Below are 17,649 nucleotides of genomic sequence, written 5' to 3'. Positions count from 1 at the left end.
GGTAGGGGGCGGACGAGGAGGTGTCCCCCGGCGGGGGGTGGGGTCATCCCCCGGGGGTCACCAGGCCCGACTCGTAGGCGAAGACCACCGCCTGGGCGCGGTCCCGCAGGTCGAGCTTGGCGAGGACCCGCCCGATGTGGGTCTTCACCGTCTGCTCGGCGAGCACGAGGCGCTCCGCGATCTCCTGGTTGGACAGGCCCCGGGCGATCAGCTCCAGGACCTCGGTCTCCCGCGGCGTCAGACCGTTGAGCCGGAGCGCCGTCACGTCCTTGCGGGCGGCCGGCCGGGTGGCGGCGAAGTCGGCGATGAGCCGGCGGGTCACGGACGGCGCGAGCAGCGCGTCGCCCGCCGCCACGATCCGTACGGCGGCGATCAGGTCGGCCGGCGGCGCGTCCTTGAGCAGGAAGCCGGAGGCCCCGGCCCGCAGCGCCTCGTACACGTAGTCGTCGACGTCGAAGGTGGTCAGCATCAGCACCTTGGGCCGGTGGGTCACCCCGGCCGGCGGGTGCAGGATCTCCCGGGCGGCCGCCAGCCCGTCCAGCTCCGGCATCCGCACGTCCATCAGCACCACGTCGGGGTGGACGGCCCGGGCCACCTCGACCCCCTGCCGTCCGTCCGGCGCCTCGCCCACCACGTCGATGTCGGCCTGCGCGGCCAGGAGCGCGGCGAACCCCGCCCGCACCATGGCCTGGTCGTCCACGATGATCACCCGAATGGTCACACGGCATCCTCGGTCGCTCGACGTCTCCCCGTACCGGCGACTCTAGTTCGCGCCCGGCCCGGGAGGCGGTCCTCCCGCCGAGGGGGCTTCCTCGGCCGTGGGGGCCTCCTCCGCCGCGGGGGCTTCCTCCACCGTGAGGGCCTCCTCCACCGAGGGGGTTCCCTCCGTCCCCAGGGGGAGGCGGGCCGCGACGCGGAAGCCGCCGTCCGGGAGGGGGCCGGTGTCGAGGGTGCCGCCGGTGAGCCGCACCCGCTCGCGCATCCCGACCAGGCCGTGCCCCGTGCCCGTCGTCTCCAGCGGCGCGACCGGCTCCGCGGCGGGGCCGTTGACCACCAGGACCGTCAGCCGGCCGGCCCCGTCCTCGCGCACCGACACCCGGGTCGGGGCGCCCGGCGCGTGCCGCACCACGTTGGCCAGGGCCTCCTGCACGATCCGGTACGCGGAGAGCCCGACCGCCTGCGGCACCTCGGTCCGCCCGTCGGCGAGCTCCGCGGAGAGCGACAGCTCGGCCGGCAGCCCGGCCCGCACGGTCGCCTCCACCAGCTGCTGGAGCCGGTCGAGCCCGGGCTGCGGGGCCCGCTCGCCCTCCCCGCCGTCGCTGCGGAGCACCGCGAGCAGCCGCCGCATCTCGGCCAGCGACTCCCGCGCGCTGCCCGCGATCGCCGCGAACTCCTCGCGGGCCGCCTCCGGCAGCTCCGGGATGCGGTACGGCGCGGAGTCCGCCTGCACGGTGATCACCGACATGTGGTGGGCGACCACGTCGTGCAGCTCCCGGGCGATCCTGGCCCGCTCCTCCAGGAGCGTGCGGCGGGCCCGCTCGGCCTCGCTGATCGTCTCCTGCTCGGCGAGTCTCCGCTGGGCCTCGCTCCGCTCCCGCACCGCCGAGGCGAGCAGCAGCAGCACGCCGCCGAGGACGAAGAGGAGCGTGGTGAGGCCCGTGCCGCCGTACGGCCGGACGGTCTCCAGGAGGTACCCGGCGGCGCCGGTCGCCAGCCACACCCCGACGAGGGTGCGGCGCGGCTCGCGCAGCCCGAGCGCGAGCATCAGCGCGCAGTATCCGACGACGGCCGGCGGGGTCCAGGGCCACAGCCGGGCCTGGGGCCCGTCGGAGGCCATGAGGACGAGCGCCCCGGCGACGTCGGCGGGCAGCACGACCCACCAGGCCCGCAGCGGCCGGGTCGCGGCGAGCAGCAGCGGCGCGGTCTGCGCGGTGGCGAGCGCCCCGGCCAGGGCGCCCGGCACGTCGTAGTCGTGGACGAGGAGGTTGACGGTGACCGGCAGCAGGGAGGCGACGAGCGCGACCCCGAACACGTACGGCAGCAGCCGCACCCACCGGGAGGACGCCCCCGCGAAGGGGGCGGACCCGGGCGGGGCGGGCGCGGCGAAGGCGGCTTCGAGCGCCCGGACGGCCGCCCGCGCCCCGTCCCGGAGCCGCGCCGCGGACCGCCGCGCCGCCGGCCGCTTCTCGATCGCTCTCATGACGGGTCAGCCTAGGTTCACGGGGCCGGCCCGGTCGTCGTACCAGGGGTGACGATCGCGGGTACGACCCTGGTATGACGGCGCGCGACCTTCGTCGCGCGCCCCGGCCGCCCCGCCGGTCGTCACAGCTCGGCCAGCAGTTCCGTCTTCTTCGCCGCGAATTCCTCGTCCGTCACCAGACCCGCCCGGTGCAGTTCGCCCAAGTGCCGAATCCTTTCAGCGATGACGCCGGGATCGCCGTGCGCCGCGCTGCGCGCCCCCGCGGGGACGGGGGTCCGGTCCTTGGCGCGGATCGCCGCGAGGACCGCCGCCGCGAAGGGGAGGGAGTCGTGCACCGGGCCGTAGCCGAGGCCGAGGACGACCGAGGCCGGGTCGTGGTCGGGCCGGTCCGGACGGGGCGCGCCGCTCCGGGGGAGCAGCCGCAGGAACCCGCCGGGGGAGTCCGGCGCGCGCCACTCGACCCCGCTCAGCTCCCGCACCGGGAAGGACTGGTCGCCCGTCTTCCACTTCTCCGACGTGGCCATCGTCGAGGACCAGCGGAAGGAGACCTCGGACGAGCCGTCGAAGGCCGCCTTGCCGTCGTACGCCTTGAAGGAGAGCGGCCCCTGCGGCGCCGCCACCAGGAACCCCGCGTCGAGCCGGTCCGCCGGGTCGGCGGGGGCCGGCGGGACCACCGCGGCCAGCTCCTCGCGGAAGCGGGCGGCGAGGTCCTCCCGGTCGGCGGGCAGCGCCAGCCGATACGGGTCGCAGGTCTCCTTCAGCTGCCCCGCCGCCGCCTCCATCAGCGGATCGGCGCCCGGCCGCGGCACGGCGTGCAGCACGACGGTGCCGCGCCTGCCCGGCGCGAGCGTCGCCGACGCCAGCGCCTCGTACGGCACGCGCCGCTCGCGCAGCGTCTGGAACAGCCTCGGCGTGCGGATCCCCCGTTCGAAGCGGATGACAAGTGCGTCGCTCTCCAGCTCCCAGGTGGCATGAATTCCGGCCAGCACATCACCCATACGCCTCATCGTAAGCGGCGCGTGGCCGTGCGTCGCCCCTCGGAACTGTCCGGAAATTCCGGGATCTACGCGCGTCAGGCGCCGGTGTCCCCGGAGATTCCCCCGCGGCAAGCGCTGTCGGCACGTGCGCAGACCACCCGCCCGAAGGCCCCGACGCCTATCGCCGCGAAGTTGCCGAGGCTCTCCGTCCCCGGCTCGAAGTAGCCGCTGTGCCCGACCGCGCCGGCCGCCGAGACCAGCCGCGCGCCGAACTCCGGCGCCACCGGGTCCGCCCCGTGCCCGACCCCGCCGAGCTCCAGGTGGGGCACGTCCGCGATCCAGTCGCCGGCGTCCCGCATCGCCCAGATCCGGGCCCGGGTCCCCAGCTCCGCCGCCGACCCCACGCGCATCCCCGGGCTGCCGGCCACCGTCAGGTCGGTCACCCGCTCCGGCAGCCGGGGCGCGGCGAGCCCGCACAGCACGGAGCCGTAGCTGTGGCAGAAGAGCGCCACCCGGGCCGTCCCCGGCAGGCCCTCGGCGAGGCGGACGAGCCGGTCGGCGCCGGACGCGGCGAGCCGCCCGGTCGCCGCGTCGACCCCGACCCGCGCCGGGGCGGTGTAGCCGGCCCAGGCGATGACCGCGACCCGGGCGCCGGGCGCGGCGCGCCGCTCGGCCTCGTACAGGGCGCGGGCCATGCCGACCGGGGCCGTGTACCGCCCGCGCGTCTTCTGGAAGGTGAGGAGGTGGGTGTCGACGCCGGGCACGATCACCGACACCCGCCGGGCCCGCTCCAGATCGCCCAGGACCTCGGCCGCCCGTCCCGTGCCGGTGGGGTCGAAGGCGAGGATCCGGCGGTCGGGTCCCAGCAGGGAGACGAGGCGGTCCACCCGGCGGCGGGCCTCGTGCCGGCCCTCGGCGGAGAGCCGGGGGTCGTCGAGGCGGGGCCGCTCGGCCGCCAGCGCGCGCCGGAGGCCGATCCGGTTGGCGCGGTAGCGCAGGGCCGGCGGGGCCCCGTCGAGATTGCCGACGACGAGCGGATGCCGCTCCGCGAGGCCCTCGGCGCGGGCCGGGCCGAGCGCGGCGAACCAGGCCGCGACCGCGCGCGGCGGGGCGGTGGCCGGGTCGGGCGGCGGGACGTCCCCGATCCGCTCCCGCGCCCAGGCGGCCAGCGCGGCCTCCATGGAGGGGCCCGGCACCGGCCGGTGCCGGACGCCGGTCCACCCGGTGGTGGCCAGCATCACGAGGACGACGCCCAGCACGAGGAGGGTGCGCAGGACGGCGAGGGACGGCGGGACGTCGGTGGAGGTCACGGGCGGACACCTTAGACGGCGGAGATGACGCGCCCGGCCGCCGAAGGGGAGGCGGGCCCGCTCCCCCAGGACGCTCAGCGGCGCGCGCCGGGTTCCCGCCAGTGGAGGGAGAGCGCCGGGCCCAGGTGGTCCAGGTACCGCTCGGTGAGGGCGCGGATCCCCGCCAGGGAGCGGTCCGTCCCCTTGCCCCACATCTGGGCGGTGACGCGCATCACCCCGCTGAAGGCGGCCACCGCGATCCGGGGGCGCGGATCGGTGTCCACGTCGAGCCCCTCGCGGCGGGCGACGACCCGGGCGATGGTCTCCTCCATCTCGCTGGACCGGCGCAGGTGCGCGGCGAGCAGCGCCGGCGTCGACTCGATCATGAAGAAGGTCCGCAGGTACAGCTCGACCGGGACGACCCGGTCGATCGTCTCGCCCACGCCGTCCCACGCGGCGAGCACGGCGCCCCGCATCGCGTCGAAGGGGCCCTCCTCGGGCGGGCGCCGGACCAGCGCCCGGACGAACTCCTCCTCCACCGTCCGCTGGACGGCGAAGGCGACCTCCTCCTTGGAGGAGAAGTAGCGGAAGAAGGTCCGCTGGGAGACCTCGACCGCGTCGACGATCTCGTCGACGGTGGTCCGCTCGTACCCCTGGGTGGTGAAGAGCTCCAGGGCGACCCGGACGAGCGCGTCGCGCGTGCGCCGCTTCTTCCGCTCGCGCAGGCCGGGCGCGGACGGTCCGGGGGCCGGTCCGGGCACGGACACGGTCAAAGGAGCCTCTTTTCGGTCGATTGCGGGAGCTTCTCCCTGCTCAGCGTACCTGTGAGCTACGTGACAGTTACCGACGCGTGAATCGCTTTGTCAATTGTCAGTGACTGTCACTAGCCTCGTTCGCATGACTAGTCAGACCACAGTGGAAAAGGCCCCGCAGGGCCAGGGGGGCACCCGGGAGCCTGGTCCGGTCCCGGGGAGGGGACTGCGCGGCCATCCCTGGCTGACCCTGTTCGCGGTCGCGGCCGGCGTGATGATGGTCGCGCTCGACGGCACGATCGTCGCCATCGCCAACCCCGCCATCCAGGCCGACCTCGGCGCCTCCCTGGACCAGCTCCAGTGGATCACCAACGGCTATCTGCTCGCGCTCGCCGTCGCCCTGATCACCGCGGGCAAGCTCGGCGACCGCTTCGGCCACCGCCAGACCTTCCTCATCGGCATCGCGGGCTTCGCCGCCGCCTCCGGCGCCATCGGCCTCTCCGACTCGATCGCCTTCGTGATCGCCTTCCGGGTGCTCCAGGGCCTCTTCGGCGCCCTGCTGATGCCGGCCGCGCTCGGCCTGCTGCGCGCCACCTTCCCCGCCGAGAAGCTGAACATGGCCATCGGCATCTGGGGCATGGTCATCGGCGCCTCCACCGCCGGCGGCCCGATCCTCGGCGGCTTCCTCGTCGAGCACGTCAGCTGGCAGTCCGTCTTCTTCATCAACGTGCCGGTCGGCGTGCTCGCGCTCGCCCTCGGCCTGATCATCCTGAGGGACCACCGCGCCGAGAACGCGCCGCGCTCCTTCGACGTCCTCGGCATCGCGCTGCTCTCCGGCGCGATGGGCCTGCTGGTCTGGAGCCTCATCAAGGCCGGTGCGGACTGGGGCTGGACCAGCGCCGACACGTGGGGCTGCCTGATCGGCTCGGTCGTCCTCTTCGCCGTCTTCGCGGTCTGGGAGACGAAGGTCGCGGAGCCGCTCATCCCGCTCGGCATGTTCCGCTCGGTGCCGCTCTCGGCCGGCGTGGTGCTGATGGTCCTGATGGCCTTCGCCTTCATGGGCGGCCTCTTCTTCGTGACCTTCTACCTCCAGGGCGTGAAGGGGCTCGGTCCGATCGACGCCGGTCTGCGGCTGCTGCCGCTGACCGCGATGATGATCGTCTCCTCGCCGCTGGCCGGCGCGCTCATCACCAAGTTCGGCCCGCGGGTGCCGCTGGTCGGCGGCATGGTCTGCACGGCCGTCGCGATGTTCGGCATGATCTCGCTCTCGGCCGGTACGAGCACGCTGGCGATGTCCCTCTGGTTTGCCCTCCTCGGCCTGGGCCTCGCCCCGGTCATGGTCGGCGCCACCGAGGTCATCGTGGGCAACGCGCCGCTGGAGCTCTCCGGTGTCGCCGGCGGTCTCCAGCAGGCGGCCATGCAGGTCGGCGGCGCGCTCGGCACCGCGGTGCTCGGCGCGGTCATGGCCTCCAAGGTCTCCGGCGCCTTCGAGGAGAACTGGAAGGCGGCCGGCATCCCCGTCCCGGCCGATCCGCGTCTGGAGGAGGCCGCCGAGTTCGGCATGGCCCCGCAGGAGCTGGCGCAGGCGCCCGGCATGACGCCGGACCTCTTCGCCAAGATCGCGGACGTCATCCACGACACCTTCCTCGACGGCATGGGCCTGGCCTTCACCGTCGCCGGCGTCGTGGCCGTGGTGGCGGCCCTGGTCGCGATGCTCACCAAGCGCGGCGAGAACGCGCAGGCGGGGATGGGCGGCGGCCACATCTGACGCCCCTCCCGCGCCCCGGCGCACCCTGAGATCCCTGAGGGGGCCGTCACCCGTTCGAAGGAACGGGGGCGGCCCCCCTTCCGTTGGCGGGGCCGTCTCCTCCATGATCGTGGTTACAGAGAGTGACGACATGGGGGTTGATCTGCATGAACATGAAGGCGTCGGCCGTGCTCGCGGGGGTGGCCGCCCTGCTCCTGGCCGCCCTCCCGGCCGCGGCCGCTCCCGCCGCGGGGGACGCGCGGGCAGTGGGGGCAGCAGGGGCCGCGGGGGCCGCCTCCGCCGCGGGGGCCGCTCCGGCCGCGGGGGTCGCGCTCGGGGCCTGCGGGCCCGGGCGGCTCTGCCTCTGGCCGAGGCCCGACTTCAAGGGCCGGCCGTGGACGTACGAACTGGCGACGACGGACCTCGACAGCTGCGTCGCCCTCCCGGCCGGGGCCTCGGCCCAGTCCCTGGCCGTCCGCACGGGCCGGCCGGTCACCGCGTACCAGTCGGCGGAGTGCGCGGAGACGGGCGAGTTCGAGACCTATCCGGGCAGGGGGACGTGGGTCCCGCAGACGCCCTACGAGGTCAGAGCCTTCAAGCTCTGGGAGCGGTAGCGGCCTCCGCCTCCGCCTCGGGTACGTCCTCCGGGCCCGCCCCGGCCTGCGGCGGTACGGGTCCCGAGAGGCGGGCCACCTCGGCGCGCAGCTCGCGGACCTCCCGGGTCAGCGCCTCCAGGAGCTCCGTCTGCCGGCGCTCCACCGCGTCGTCCCGCTCGAAGCGGGCGATGAACCAGGCCGCGATGTTGGCGGTGACCACACCGAGCAGGGCGATGCCCGAGAGCATCAGCCCGACCGCGAGCACCCGTCCGAGACCGGTCGTCGGCGCGTGGTCGCCGTAGCCGACCGTCGTCATCGTGGTGAAGGACCACCAGACGGCGTCGCCCAGGGTCTTGATGTTCCCCTCCGGCGCGTCCCGCTCCACGTGCAGCACCGCCAGCGAGCCGAACATCATCAGCCCGACCACCGCGCCCGCCACATAGGTGGTGAGCGTGATCTGCGGGGCCATCCGGGCCCGCCGGCCCACGAGGAGGAGGGTGGAGACCACGCGCAGCAGCCGCAGCGGCTGCACCAGCGGCAGCAGCACCGCGAGGAGATCGAGGGAGTGGGAGCGGACGAAGGCCCAGCGGGCCGGGGCGAGACAGAGCCGGACCAGGTAGTCCAGGGCGAAGGCGCCCCACACCGCCCACTCCGCGTAGTGGCACAGCCGGAGCACCCACGGCTCGGCGCCGGGGGCGACGATCGGCACGGCGTACGCGATGCCGAAGACCACCGCCAGGGCCAGCAGCGGCGCCTGGGTGCGCTCTTCCCAGCGGCCCTTCGAGGGGCGCTCCTTCTTCACGGACATGCGGGGCATCGTAAGGAATGCCGAAGGGCGGCGGGACCGCCGGTCCCACCGCCCTCACCAGGAGCACCACACCCGTCACCGGGCACCACACCCGTCACCGGGCACCACACCCGTCACCGGGCACCACACCCGTCACCGGGCGCCGCGCCCCGTCACCGGGCGCCGCACCCGTCACCGGGCGCCGCGCCCTCTCCGGGCCGTCAGGCGTCGCCGCCCGCGGGGCCCGGGTCGGCGGCCGCCACGTCGAGGAGCTGGTAGCGGTCCACCGCCTGCTTCAGGACCGCGCGGTCCACCTTGCCGTCGCGGGCCAGCTCGGTCAGCACCGCCAGGACGACCGACTGGGCGTCGATGTGGAAGTACCGGCGGGCGGCGCCGCGGGTGTCCGCGAAACCGAAGCCGTCCGCGCCGAGGGAGGTGTACGGGCCGGGGACCCAGCGGGAGATCTGGTCCGGCACCGAGCGCATCCAGTCCGAGACCGCCACGAAGGGGCCCTCGGCGGCCTGGAGCTTGCGGGTGACGTACGGGACGCGCTGCTCCTCGTCCGGGTGGAGCAGGTTGTGCTCCTCGACCGCCACCGCCTCGCGGCGCAGCTCGTTCCAGGAGGTCGCGGACCAGACGTCGGCCCTGACGTTCCACTCCTCGGCGAGGATCCGCTGCGCCTCGACCGCCCACGGGACGGCGACGCCGGAGGCCATGATCTGCGCCGGGATCGTGCCGGCCTCGCCGCGCTTGAAGAGGTGGATGCCCTGGAGGATGCCCTCCACGTCCACGTCCTCCGGCTCGGCCGGGTGCTGGATCGGCTCGTTGTAGACCGTCAGGTAGTAGAAGACGTCCTCGGCCTCGGGGCCGTACATCCGGCGCAGGCCGTCCTTGACGATGTGCGCGATCTCGAAGCCGAAGGCCGGGTCGTAGGCGATGCAGGCCGGGTTCGTCGAAGCGAGGAGGTGGGAGTGGCCGTCGGCGTGCTGGAGGCCCTCGCCGGTCAGCGTGGTGCGGCCGGCGGTGGCGCCCAGGACGAAGCCGCGCGCGAGCTGGTCGGCCATCTGCCAGAACTGGTCGCCGGTCCGCTGGAAGCCGAACATCGAGTAGAAGACGTAGACCGGGATCAGCGGCTCGCCGTGGGTGGCGTAGGCCGAGCCCGCGGCGATCAGCGAGGCCGTGCAGCCGGCCTCGGAGATGCCGTCGTGCAGCATCTGGCCGGTCGGGGACTCCTTGTAGGCGAGGAGGAGTTCGCGGTCCACCGCCTCGTACTGCTGGCCGAGCGGGTTGTAGATCTTGGCGCTCGGGAAGAAGGAGTCCATGCCGAAGGTGCGGTACTCGTCGGGGGCGATCAGCACGAAGCGCTTGCCGATCTCCTTGTCCCGCATCAGGTCCTTCAGCAGCCGGACGAAGGCCATCGTGGTGGCGATCGACTGCTGGCCCGAGCCCTTGCGGACCGCCGCGTAGGTCTTGTCGTCCGGCAGGGCCAGCGGCCTCGACCGCACGACCCGGGTCGGCACGTAACCGCCGAGCGCGCTGCGGCGGTCGTGCATGTACTGGATCTCCTCGGACTCCCGGCCCGGGTGGTAGTACGGCGGGAGACCGGACTCCAGCTCCTTGTCGGAGACCGGGATGTGCAGCCGGTCGCGGAAGCGCTTGAGGTCGTCGACCGTCAGCTTCTTCATCTGGTGGGTGGCGTTGCGGCCCTCGAAGTTGGGGCCGAGGGTCCAGCCCTTGACGGTCTGCGCCAGGATCACCGTCGGCTGGCCCTTGTGCGCCTTGGCCGCCGCGTAGGCCGCGTAGATCTTCTTGTGGTCGTGGCCGCCGCGCCCCAGGTGGAGGATCTGCTGGTCCGACATGGACTCGACCATGGCCCGCAGCCGGTGGTCGTCGCCGAAGAAGTGGTCGCGGATGTACCCGCCGGTCTCCGTGGCGTACGTCTGGAACTGCCCGTCCGGGGTGGTGTTCAGCTTGTTCACCAGGATGCCGTCGCGGTCCTGGGCGAGCAGCGGGTCCCAGGAGCGGTCCCAGATCAGCTTGATGACGTTCCAGCCGTTGCCCCGGAAGATCGACTCCAGCTCCTGGATGATCTTGCCGTTGCCGCGGACCGGGCCGTCGAGCCGCTGGAGGTTGCAGTTGACGACGAAGGTGAGGTTGTCGAGGCCCTCGCGGGCCGCGATGGAGAGCTGGCCGAGCGACTCGACCTCGTCCATCTCGCCGTCGCCGAGGAAGGCCCACACGTGCGACTTCGACGTGTCGGCGATCCCGCGCGCCTCCATGTACCGGTTCATCCGGGCCTGGTAGATCGCGCCGAGCGGGCCGAGGCCCATCGACACCGTCGGGAACTCCCAGAAGTCCGGCATCAGCCGCGGGTGCGGATAGGACGACAGCCCGTCCGGGTACCTCGACTTCTCCTGGCGGAAGCCGTCGAGCTGGGCCGCGGTCAGCCGGTCGAGGAGGAAGGCGCGGGCGTAGATGCCGGGGGAGGCGTGCCCCTGGAAGAAGATCTGGTCTCCGCCGTCGCCCTCGTCCTTGCCCCGGAAGAAGTGGTTGAAGCCCACGTCGTAGAGAGAGGCGGAGGAGGCGAAGGTGGCGATGTGGCCGCCGACGCCGATGCCCGGGCGCTGGGCGCGCGAGACCATCACGGCCGCGTTCCACCGGGTGGCGTTGAGGACCTTGCGCTCGATCTCCTCGTTGCCGGGGAAGAAGGGCTCGTCCTTGGTGGCGATGGTGTTGACGTAGTCCGTGCTGCGCATCTCGGGCACGGCCACCCGCTTCTCGCGGGCGCGCTCGATCAGCCGCAGCATCAGGTAGCGGGCCCGCTCCCGGCCCCGCTCGTCGACCGCCGCGTCGAGGGAGTCGAGCCACTCCTGGGTCTCTTCGGGGTCGAAATCCGGGACCTGGCTGGGAAGGCCGCCAATGATGATCGGGTTGCGATCGGATCCGGGAGCCACGCTGTTCCTTCGCTGGTCGGGGGGAGCCCCACGAGGGAGGGGAGCCCCGTGGAGGCCGGGATGTCCGAGGCCGGGACGTCCATCGTGTACCCGGCGCGCGGCACACGTCATCTTTACCGAGAGGTGGCCCTCCCCGCGCCCTCCCGCGTACGGGGCGTGGTCAAATCGCAACCTTACGCCCAATCCGCGCATGCGTTTCGGCAAGGCGTTCGGCAGACTGAAACCGCAGAAACCCGCACAGCGGGACGAATCGTGTACCCCTGATCACGGAGCGCTGTCGAAAGGCGCCGGAAGTTGCGGTGAGACGGCCCCAAACGTCACCGTTTCGGCGGTCTCCGCGGCCGGGTACTTGCGCGATCCGCCCCGGCACGTGTGGACTACGGCCAGCGCCGCGCGCACGCGCGGCCCGAGCATTTTCCGATACATGATCAGGAGGCAAGCCGTGAGCGCGACCGCGGACCACGCGGAGGAGCGGACCAACCCGGCGGCGAGGCTGGGGTTCGAGCCCGGACAGGTGGTCCAGGAGATCGGCTACGACGACGACGTCGACCAGGATCTCCGTGAAGGCATCGAGTCCATCATCGGCCAGGAGCTCGTGGACGAGGACTACGACGACGTCGCAGACGCCGTCGTCCTCTGGTTCCGTGACGAGGACGGTGATCTCACCGACGCACTGGTGGACAGCATCGGTCTGCTGGAGGACGGCGGCAACATCTGGCTGCTGACTCCGAAGACCGGCCGCGACGGCTACATCGAGCCGAGCGACATCAACGATGCCGCGCAGACCGCTGGTCTCTCCCAGACCAAGAGCATCAGCGTCGCCAAGGACTGGACGGGCACCCGCCTGGCCGCTCCCAAGCGCTGATCCCCCTGCTGCGCGCAAGCCCCCGCCGGTGCCCGGCGGGGGCTTCCGCGCGTCCGGGGCCCGCCCGCTCCGGGGCCGGGCGGGGCGCGGCCGGCCAGGCCGTAGGGTGGGGTTCACCGGTTCGGCCCAGAGGCCGGGCCCCGTCGAAGGGATGCGTACGCGATGGCGATCGAGGTCGGCACCAAGGCCCCCGATTTCGAGCTCAAGGACAACCACGGCCGCACCGTGAGGCTCTCGGACTTCCACGGCGAGAAGAACGTCGTGCTGCTCTTCTACCCCTTCGCCTTCACCGGTGTGTGCACCGGTGAGCTCTGCGAGCTCCGCGACAACCTGCCGAAGTTCGTCAATGACGACACCCAGCTCCTCGCCGTCTCCAACGACTCCATCCACACCCTGCGCGTCTTCGCCGAGCAGGAGGGCCTGGAGTACCCGCTGCTCTCCGACTTCTGGAAGCACGGCGAGGCCTCCCGTGCCTACGGCGTCTTCGACGAGGAGAAGGGCTGCGCCGTCCGCGGCACCTTCATCATCGACAAGGAGGGCGTCGTCCGCTGGACGGTCGTCAACGCCCTGCCCGACGCCCGCGACCTCGACGCGTACGTCCAGGCGCTCAAGGCCCTCTGAGTCCGCCGCGCCGGCCCCGGAACCGGCGGGTGTCGCCGACACCCGCCGACTCCCCGGGCGAATCGTCTGTTTCGACGGGGAACCCGTCACTAGGATCCAGTCGTTGATCCGATGCCAACGCACGACTGGGGGCGCTGCCCCTGGAAACCTATGGAGGGACTCGTGGGAGTCAGCCTCAGCAAGGGCGGCAACGTCTCGCTGACCAAGGAGGCCCCTGGCCTCACCGCCGTGACCGTCGGTCTGGGCTGGGACGTCCGCACCACCACCGGTACGGACTTCGACCTCGACGCCAGCGCCATCCTGGTGAACGAGGCCGGCAAGGTCCGCAACGACCAGGACTTCGTCTTCTTCAACAACCTCAAGAGCGCCGACGGTTCCGTCGAGCACACCGGTGACAACCTCACCGGCGAGGGCGAGGGCGACGACGAGCAGGTCAAGGTCAACCTGGCCGCCGTCCCGGCCGACGTCTCCAAGATCGTCTTCCCGGTGTCCATCTACGACGCCGAGAACCGCCAGCAGTCCTTCGGCCAGGTGCGCAACGCGTTCATCCGCGTCGTGAACCAGGCCGGCGGCGCCGAGATCGCCCGGTACGACCTCTCCGAGGACGCCTCCACCGAGACCGCCATGGTCTTCGGCGAGCTGTACCGCCACGGCGCGGAGTGGAAGTTCCGCGCGGTCGGCCAGGGTTACGCCTCGGGCCTGCGCGGCATCGCGCAGGACTTCGGCGTCAACGTCTGAGCCGTACGCCTCAGGACCGTTCGGGTCCGGGCCGCTCCAGGCCCGGCCCCGGGTCCCGCTCGACGACGTCCGGCGCCGCACCTCCCGTGCGGCGCCGGACGTGCCTCATGGCAGCAGCATCCACCGGGGAGGAACCGAACACCATGGGCGTCACGCTCGCCAAGGGAGGCAACGTCTCCCTCTCCAAGGCCGCACCCAACCTGACGAAGGTCCTCGTGGGACTCGGCTGGGACGCGCGCTCCACCACCGGGGCCGCCTTCGACCTCGACGCCAGCGCCCTGATGTGCCAGGCCGGCCGGGTGCTCGGTGACGACTACTTCATCTTCTACAACCAGCTGCGCAGCCCCGAGGGTTCGGTCGAGCACACCGGTGACAACCTGACCGGCGAGGGCGACGGCGACGACGAGTCGCTGATCGTCGACCTCACCCGCGTCCCGCCCCAGTGCGACAAGATCGTCTTCCCGGTCTCCATCCACGAGGCCGACAACCGCGGCCAGACCTTCGGTCAGGTCAGCAACGCCTTCATTCGCGTCGTCAACCAGGCGGACGGGCAGGAACTGGCCCGCTACGACCTCTCCGAGGACGCCTCCACCGAGACCGCGATGATCTTCGGCGAGCTCTACCGCTACAACGGCGAATGGAAGTTCCGCGCGGTCGGCCAGGGGTACGCGTCCGGTCTGCGGGGCATCGCTCTAGACTTCGGGGTCAACGTTTCGTAAAGCCGCGTTATCACACAATGGGGTAGGCAGTGATTCTGAAAACCTTCGGCTGGTCGTTCGCGGTCACCGCGCTCGGCCTGGTCGCCGCAGTGCTCTACGGGGGGTGGGAGGCGTTCGGGATCGTCGCGATCCTCTGCATCCTCGAGATCTCGCTCTCCTTCGACAACGCGGTGGTCAACGCCGGGATCCTGAAGAAGATGAATGCCTTCTGGCAGAAGATCTTCCTCACCATCGGCATTCTGATCGCCGTCTTCGGAATGCGCCTGGTCTTCCCCGTTCTGATCGTCGCGGTGAGCGCCAAGATCGGTCCGATCGAGGCCGTGGACCTGGCGCTCACGGACGCCAACCGCTACGAGGAACTGGTCACCGACGCGCACCCGTCGATCGCGGCCTTCGGCGGCATGTTCCTGCTGATGATCTTCCTCGACTTCATCTTCGAGGACCGTGACATCAAGTGGCTCGGCTGGCTGGAGCGCCCGCTGGCCAAGCTCGGCAAGGTCGACATGCTGTCGGTCTGCATCGCGCTGATCGTCCTGCTCGTGGCCTCGATGACCGTCGCCACCCAGGCCCACCAGCACGGCGGCCTGCACGCCGACAAGTCGCAGACCGTCCTCATCTCCGGCATCGCCGGCCTCATCACCTACCTCGTCGTCGGCGGTCTCTCCGGCTTCTTCGAGAACAAGCTGGAAGAGGAGGAGGAGCGCGAGCACGAGGCCGAGGAAGAGGCCCGGCGCAGCGGCAAGAAGGTCTCCGCGATCCAGCTCGCCGGCAAGGCCGCCTTCTTCATGTTCCTCTACCTGGAGGTCCTCGACGCCTCCTTCTCCTTCGACGGCGTCATCGGCGCCTTCGCCATCACCAACGACATCGTGCTGATGGCGCTCGGCCTCGGCGTCGGCGCCATGTACGTCCGGTCCCTCACGGTCTACCTGGTCAAGCAGGGCACCCTCGACGACTACGTCTACCTGGAGCACGGCGCCCACTACGCCATCGGCGCCCTCGCCGCGCTCCTCATCGTGACCATCCAGTACGAGATCAACGAGGTCATCACCGGCCTCATCGGCGTCTTCCTGATCGGCTGGTCCTTCTGGTCCTCCGTCCGCCGCAACCGCGCGCTGGCGGCCGAGGGCGGCTCCGGCTCCTCGGACGACAAGGCCGAGGTGAGCTCCGGGGTGTGACACCCTGCTCCCGGGTGTGCGCCCCGCCGCGGGGTGTGACACCGGGGACAATGAGGAACGCTTCCCTGCGGGGCGGCCGGCGCGTCCGGCCGCCCCGCAGGCGTGTGGCGGACGGACGAGGCGATCGGCGACCGAGGCGACCGATGTGGGGGGTGGGCCGGATGGCCTTCTGGGACAACCTGATTCCGGGACGGACGACGTCCTTCGACACGGGCGTGGGCGCGTCCCACACCATCGACCTGACCCGGCGGCGCCCCACGGTCTCGCTGGCCAAGCAGGGCGGCGCCACCGGCAACCTCCGCGTCAACCTCTCCTGGCGGATGCGGACCTCCGACATCGAGGGCCGCTCCCGGCAGAGCGGCCGGCTGCTGCGCAACCCCGCCCAGTTCTTCAAGCCCGAGGTCGTCCAGGCCCACACCCAGGGCATGGTCAACGTCGACCTCGACCTCGGCTGCCTGTACGAGCTCAAGGACGGCAGCAAGGGCGTCGTACAGCCGCTCGGCGGCTTCTTCGGCGACCTCAACGCGGCCCCGTACGTGAAGCTCAGCGGCGACGACCGGTTCGGCGCCCCCTCCGGGGAGACGATCTTCGTCAACCTCGACCACCAGGACGAGATCAAGCGGCTGCTCTTCTTCGCGTACATCTACGACCAGACCCCGGCCTTCGACCGGACCCACGCCAAGATCACCCTCTATCCGAGCAACGGCCCCCGCATCGAGATCGAGCTCGACGAGCGCGCCCCGCAGGCCCGCTCCTGCGCCGTCTTCTCCGTGGACAACAGCAAGGGCGAGCTGCTGGTCCGGCGCGAGGTGCGGTTCGTCTACGGCTTCCAGGCCGAGCTGGACCGCCTCTACGGCTGGGGACTGCAGTGGGGCCGCGGCTACAAGACGAAGGCGTGACGGCGGCCCCCGGCGCCCGCCGGGCGGCCTGCGGGCCGCCCGGCCCTCACCGGCCCTGGAACTGCGGCCCCATCGGCGGCATCCGGAACTCCGGGGCCGCCTCCGGGCCGTGCGCGGCGTGCACCGGCTGCGGGTAGCCGTACGCGGGCCCAGGGCCCGGCACCCGCGCCTGCGGGTAGCCGTAGGCGGGCGCCCGCTCGGGCATCGGCGGCACGGGCGGGGACGGCGGCACGGGGGTGTGGACGACGGTCGCGTCGAGGTCCGGGTGTGCGGCGGAGCCCGTACCGGCGCCGACGGCGGCGCTGTCGACGACCGCCGTCTCGGCCAGGGCGCCCTCGGCGGTCCCGGCCGGCTCGGGGGTCCCGGCGGCCGTCCCGGTCGCGTCGGACGCCTCCTCCGCGCCCTCCGGGGCCTCGTCGACCGAGATGCCGAAGTCCGTCGCCAGGCCCACCAGGCCGGTCGGATAGCCCTGCCCGACCGCGCGGAACTTCCAGCCCTCGCCGCGGCGGTACAGCTCGCCGCAGATGACCGCGGTCTCCTCGCCGGTCTCCGCCGTCACGTCGAAGAGCGCCAGCGGCTCCCGCTCGGGCCCCGCCGCGGCGTCGTACAGCGCGATCCGCAGGTCCGTCACCGCGCGGAAGGTGCCGCCGTCCGAGGAGGCGGCCAGCACCACCCGGTCGACGGAGGGGTCGAGTCCGCCGAGGTCGGCCTCGACGGTGTCCGTCAGTCCGTCGGCCACCCGCTTCTTCGGCAGCCGTCGCACCAGGCCCGAGGGGTGGCGCGGCTGGTTGTAGAAGACGAAGTCCTCGTCCGAGCGGACCCGCCCGTCGGGGCCGAGGACCAGGGCCGAGGCGTCCACGTCGGGGACCCCGGGGCCCGGGGTCCAGCGGAGCACGGCCCGTACGGCCGCGGTGTCGAGAGGGACGTTGGAGCCCTTCAGCATCGCGTGCGTCATGACGGCCATCCTGCCCTCCTGCCCGACCGGGGGACAACGCGGGGGCACCACGGGTAGCGGAGCCGCCCCCACCGCCCGCCCGCCCGGCACCACCCGACCGGCGGTACCGGAGCCGCGCGCCGCGCGGAACCGGGGGCCGCGCGCCCGGCGGCACCGGGGCCGTACGCCGTGGGGAACCGGGGCCGTACGCCATGGGGAACAGGGGCCGTACGCCCGCCACGCCGCCCCGCGCGTCCGGCGGTGCCGGCCCGTGCGCCTGCCGGTGCCGGGCGGTGCCGGCCCGTACGTCCGGCGTACCGGGCCCGTACGCCGGGGCGGTACCGGAGCCGTACCCCCGGCGGTACCGGGACCGTACGTCCGCCGGGTACCGGAGCC

At 72.6% G+C, this 17,649-nt stretch carries 16 protein-coding genes; 8 read left to right on the top strand and 8 right to left on the bottom strand.

Features of this window, described 5'->3' with window-relative positions; genetic code table 11:
* Nucleotides 1-43: 43 nt before the first annotated feature.
* The 5 genes from AB0E83_RS04520 to AB0E83_RS04500 all read right to left on the bottom strand — a co-directional run bounded on the left by AB0E83_RS04520 (nucleotide 44) and on the right by AB0E83_RS04500 (nucleotide 5,239).
* On the bottom strand, nucleotides 44-721 hold the full coding sequence (locus tag AB0E83_RS04520; RefSeq protein ID WP_362105740.1) for a response regulator transcription factor: 678 nt from the start codon (nucleotides 719-721) through the stop codon (nucleotides 44-46).
* 42 nt (nucleotides 722-763) lie between these two features.
* Nucleotides 764-2,200, bottom strand: a complete 1,437-nt coding sequence (locus tag AB0E83_RS04515) for a sensor histidine kinase (protein ID WP_362105737.1) — start codon at nucleotides 2,198-2,200, stop codon at nucleotides 764-766.
* Between the two features lie 122 nt (nucleotides 2,201-2,322).
* A complete protein-coding gene (locus AB0E83_RS04510; RefSeq protein ID WP_362105734.1) occupies nucleotides 2,323-3,198 on the bottom strand; it encodes a DUF4429 domain-containing protein in 876 nt (291 codons plus the stop codon).
* 74 nt (nucleotides 3,199-3,272) lie between these two features.
* Nucleotides 3,273-4,487: an alpha/beta hydrolase gene (locus AB0E83_RS04505; RefSeq protein ID WP_362105731.1), complete on the bottom strand. Its 1,215-nt coding sequence runs from the start codon at nucleotides 4,485-4,487 to the stop codon at nucleotides 3,273-3,275.
* A 74-nt stretch (nucleotides 4,488-4,561) separates the two neighbouring features.
* On the bottom strand, nucleotides 4,562-5,239 hold the full coding sequence (locus AB0E83_RS04500) for a TetR family transcriptional regulator (RefSeq protein WP_362105728.1): 678 nt from the start codon (nucleotides 5,237-5,239) through the stop codon (nucleotides 4,562-4,564).
* 124 nt (nucleotides 5,240-5,363) lie between these two features.
* Here AB0E83_RS04500 and AB0E83_RS04495 point away from each other — a divergent pair, with 124 nt between their 5' ends.
* Both AB0E83_RS04495 and AB0E83_RS04490 read left to right on the top strand, forming a co-directional pair.
* Entirely contained in the window at nucleotides 5,364-6,986 is a 1,623-nt protein-coding gene (locus tag AB0E83_RS04495) for an MFS transporter (RefSeq protein ID WP_362105725.1), read from the top strand.
* 152 nt (nucleotides 6,987-7,138) lie between these two features.
* The gene (locus tag AB0E83_RS04490; RefSeq protein WP_362105987.1) at nucleotides 7,139-7,579 is read left to right on the top strand and encodes a peptidase inhibitor family I36 protein; all 441 of its coding nucleotides are present in this window, start codon (nucleotides 7,139-7,141) and stop codon (nucleotides 7,577-7,579) included.
* Here AB0E83_RS04490 and AB0E83_RS04485 read toward each other — a convergent pair.
* Nucleotides 7,560-8,369 (bottom strand): potassium channel family protein, encoded by an 810-nt coding sequence (locus AB0E83_RS04485; protein ID WP_362105722.1) that lies wholly within the window; start codon nucleotides 8,367-8,369, stop codon nucleotides 7,560-7,562. The genes AB0E83_RS04490 and AB0E83_RS04485 overlap by 20 nt on opposite strands.
* A 200-nt stretch (nucleotides 8,370-8,569) precedes the next feature.
* On the bottom strand, nucleotides 8,570-11,302 hold the full coding sequence (aceE, locus tag AB0E83_RS04480; protein ID WP_362105719.1) for a pyruvate dehydrogenase (acetyl-transferring), homodimeric type: 2,733 nt from the start codon (nucleotides 11,300-11,302) through the stop codon (nucleotides 8,570-8,572).
* A gap of 442 nt (nucleotides 11,303-11,744) precedes the next feature.
* Here aceE and AB0E83_RS04475 point away from each other — a divergent pair, with 442 nt between their 5' ends.
* The 6 genes from AB0E83_RS04475 (at nucleotide 11,745) to AB0E83_RS04450 (ending at nucleotide 16,319) form a co-directional block, all read left to right on the top strand.
* Nucleotides 11,745-12,167, top strand: coding sequence for a DUF3052 domain-containing protein (locus AB0E83_RS04475; RefSeq protein ID WP_282698170.1), 423 nt, complete (start codon nucleotides 11,745-11,747; stop codon nucleotides 12,165-12,167).
* Between the two features lie 162 nt (nucleotides 12,168-12,329).
* Nucleotides 12,330-12,788 (top strand): peroxiredoxin, encoded by a 459-nt coding sequence (locus tag AB0E83_RS04470; RefSeq protein ID WP_362105716.1) that lies wholly within the window; start codon nucleotides 12,330-12,332, stop codon nucleotides 12,786-12,788.
* A gap of 162 nt (nucleotides 12,789-12,950) precedes the next feature.
* Nucleotides 12,951-13,526, top strand: a complete 576-nt coding sequence (locus AB0E83_RS04465) for a TerD family protein (RefSeq protein WP_282698172.1) — start codon at nucleotides 12,951-12,953, stop codon at nucleotides 13,524-13,526.
* Nucleotides 13,527-13,669: 143 nt separating this feature from the next.
* A complete protein-coding gene (locus AB0E83_RS04460; RefSeq protein ID WP_362105984.1) occupies nucleotides 13,670-14,245 on the top strand; it encodes a TerD family protein in 576 nt (191 codons plus the stop codon).
* 29 nt (nucleotides 14,246-14,274) lie between these two features.
* Nucleotides 14,275-15,420 (top strand): DUF475 domain-containing protein, encoded by a 1,146-nt coding sequence (locus AB0E83_RS04455; RefSeq protein WP_362105712.1) that lies wholly within the window; start codon nucleotides 14,275-14,277, stop codon nucleotides 15,418-15,420.
* Nucleotides 15,421-15,581: 161 nt separating this feature from the next.
* The gene (locus AB0E83_RS04450) at nucleotides 15,582-16,319 is read left to right on the top strand and encodes a Tellurium resistance (RefSeq protein WP_362105709.1); all 738 of its coding nucleotides are present in this window, start codon (nucleotides 15,582-15,584) and stop codon (nucleotides 16,317-16,319) included.
* Nucleotides 16,320-16,365: 46 nt separating this feature from the next.
* Here AB0E83_RS04450 and AB0E83_RS04445 read toward each other — a convergent pair whose 3' ends face one another.
* On the bottom strand, nucleotides 16,366-17,283 hold the full coding sequence (locus AB0E83_RS04445; RefSeq protein ID WP_362105706.1) for a TerD family protein: 918 nt from the start codon (nucleotides 17,281-17,283) through the stop codon (nucleotides 16,366-16,368).
* Nucleotides 17,284-17,649 lie beyond the last annotated feature (366 nt).

The organism is Streptomyces sp. NPDC035033 (assembly GCF_040636735.1).
Taxonomy (GTDB): Bacteria; Actinomycetota; Actinomycetes; order Streptomycetales; family Streptomycetaceae; genus Streptomyces.
This window is presented reverse-complemented; position numbering and strand designations above follow the sequence as displayed.

Coding starts and splice junctions, on each gene's coding strand:
- AB0E83_RS04485 (WP_362105722.1), bottom strand. CDS start 8,369: ATGTCCGTGAAGAAGGAGCGCCCCTCGAAGGGCCGCTGGGAAGAGCGC.
- AB0E83_RS04445 (WP_362105706.1), bottom strand. CDS start 17,283: ATGGCCGTCATGACGCACGCGATGCTGAAGGGCTCCAACGTCCCTCTC.
- AB0E83_RS04495 (WP_362105725.1), top strand. CDS start 5,364: ATGACTAGTCAGACCACAGTGGAAAAGGCCCCGCAGGGCCAGGGGGGC.
- AB0E83_RS04460 (WP_362105984.1), top strand. CDS start 13,670: ATGGGCGTCACGCTCGCCAAGGGAGGCAACGTCTCCCTCTCCAAGGCC.
- AB0E83_RS04470 (WP_362105716.1), top strand. CDS start 12,330: ATGGCGATCGAGGTCGGCACCAAGGCCCCCGATTTCGAGCTCAAGGAC.
- AB0E83_RS04515 (WP_362105737.1), bottom strand. CDS start 2,200: ATGAGAGCGATCGAGAAGCGGCCGGCGGCGCGGCGGTCCGCGGCGCGG.
- AB0E83_RS04450 (WP_362105709.1), top strand. CDS start 15,582: ATGGCCTTCTGGGACAACCTGATTCCGGGACGGACGACGTCCTTCGAC.
- AB0E83_RS04490 (WP_362105987.1), top strand. CDS start 7,139: ATGAAGGCGTCGGCCGTGCTCGCGGGGGTGGCCGCCCTGCTCCTGGCC.
- AB0E83_RS04510 (WP_362105734.1), bottom strand. CDS start 3,198: ATGGGTGATGTGCTGGCCGGAATTCATGCCACCTGGGAGCTGGAGAGC.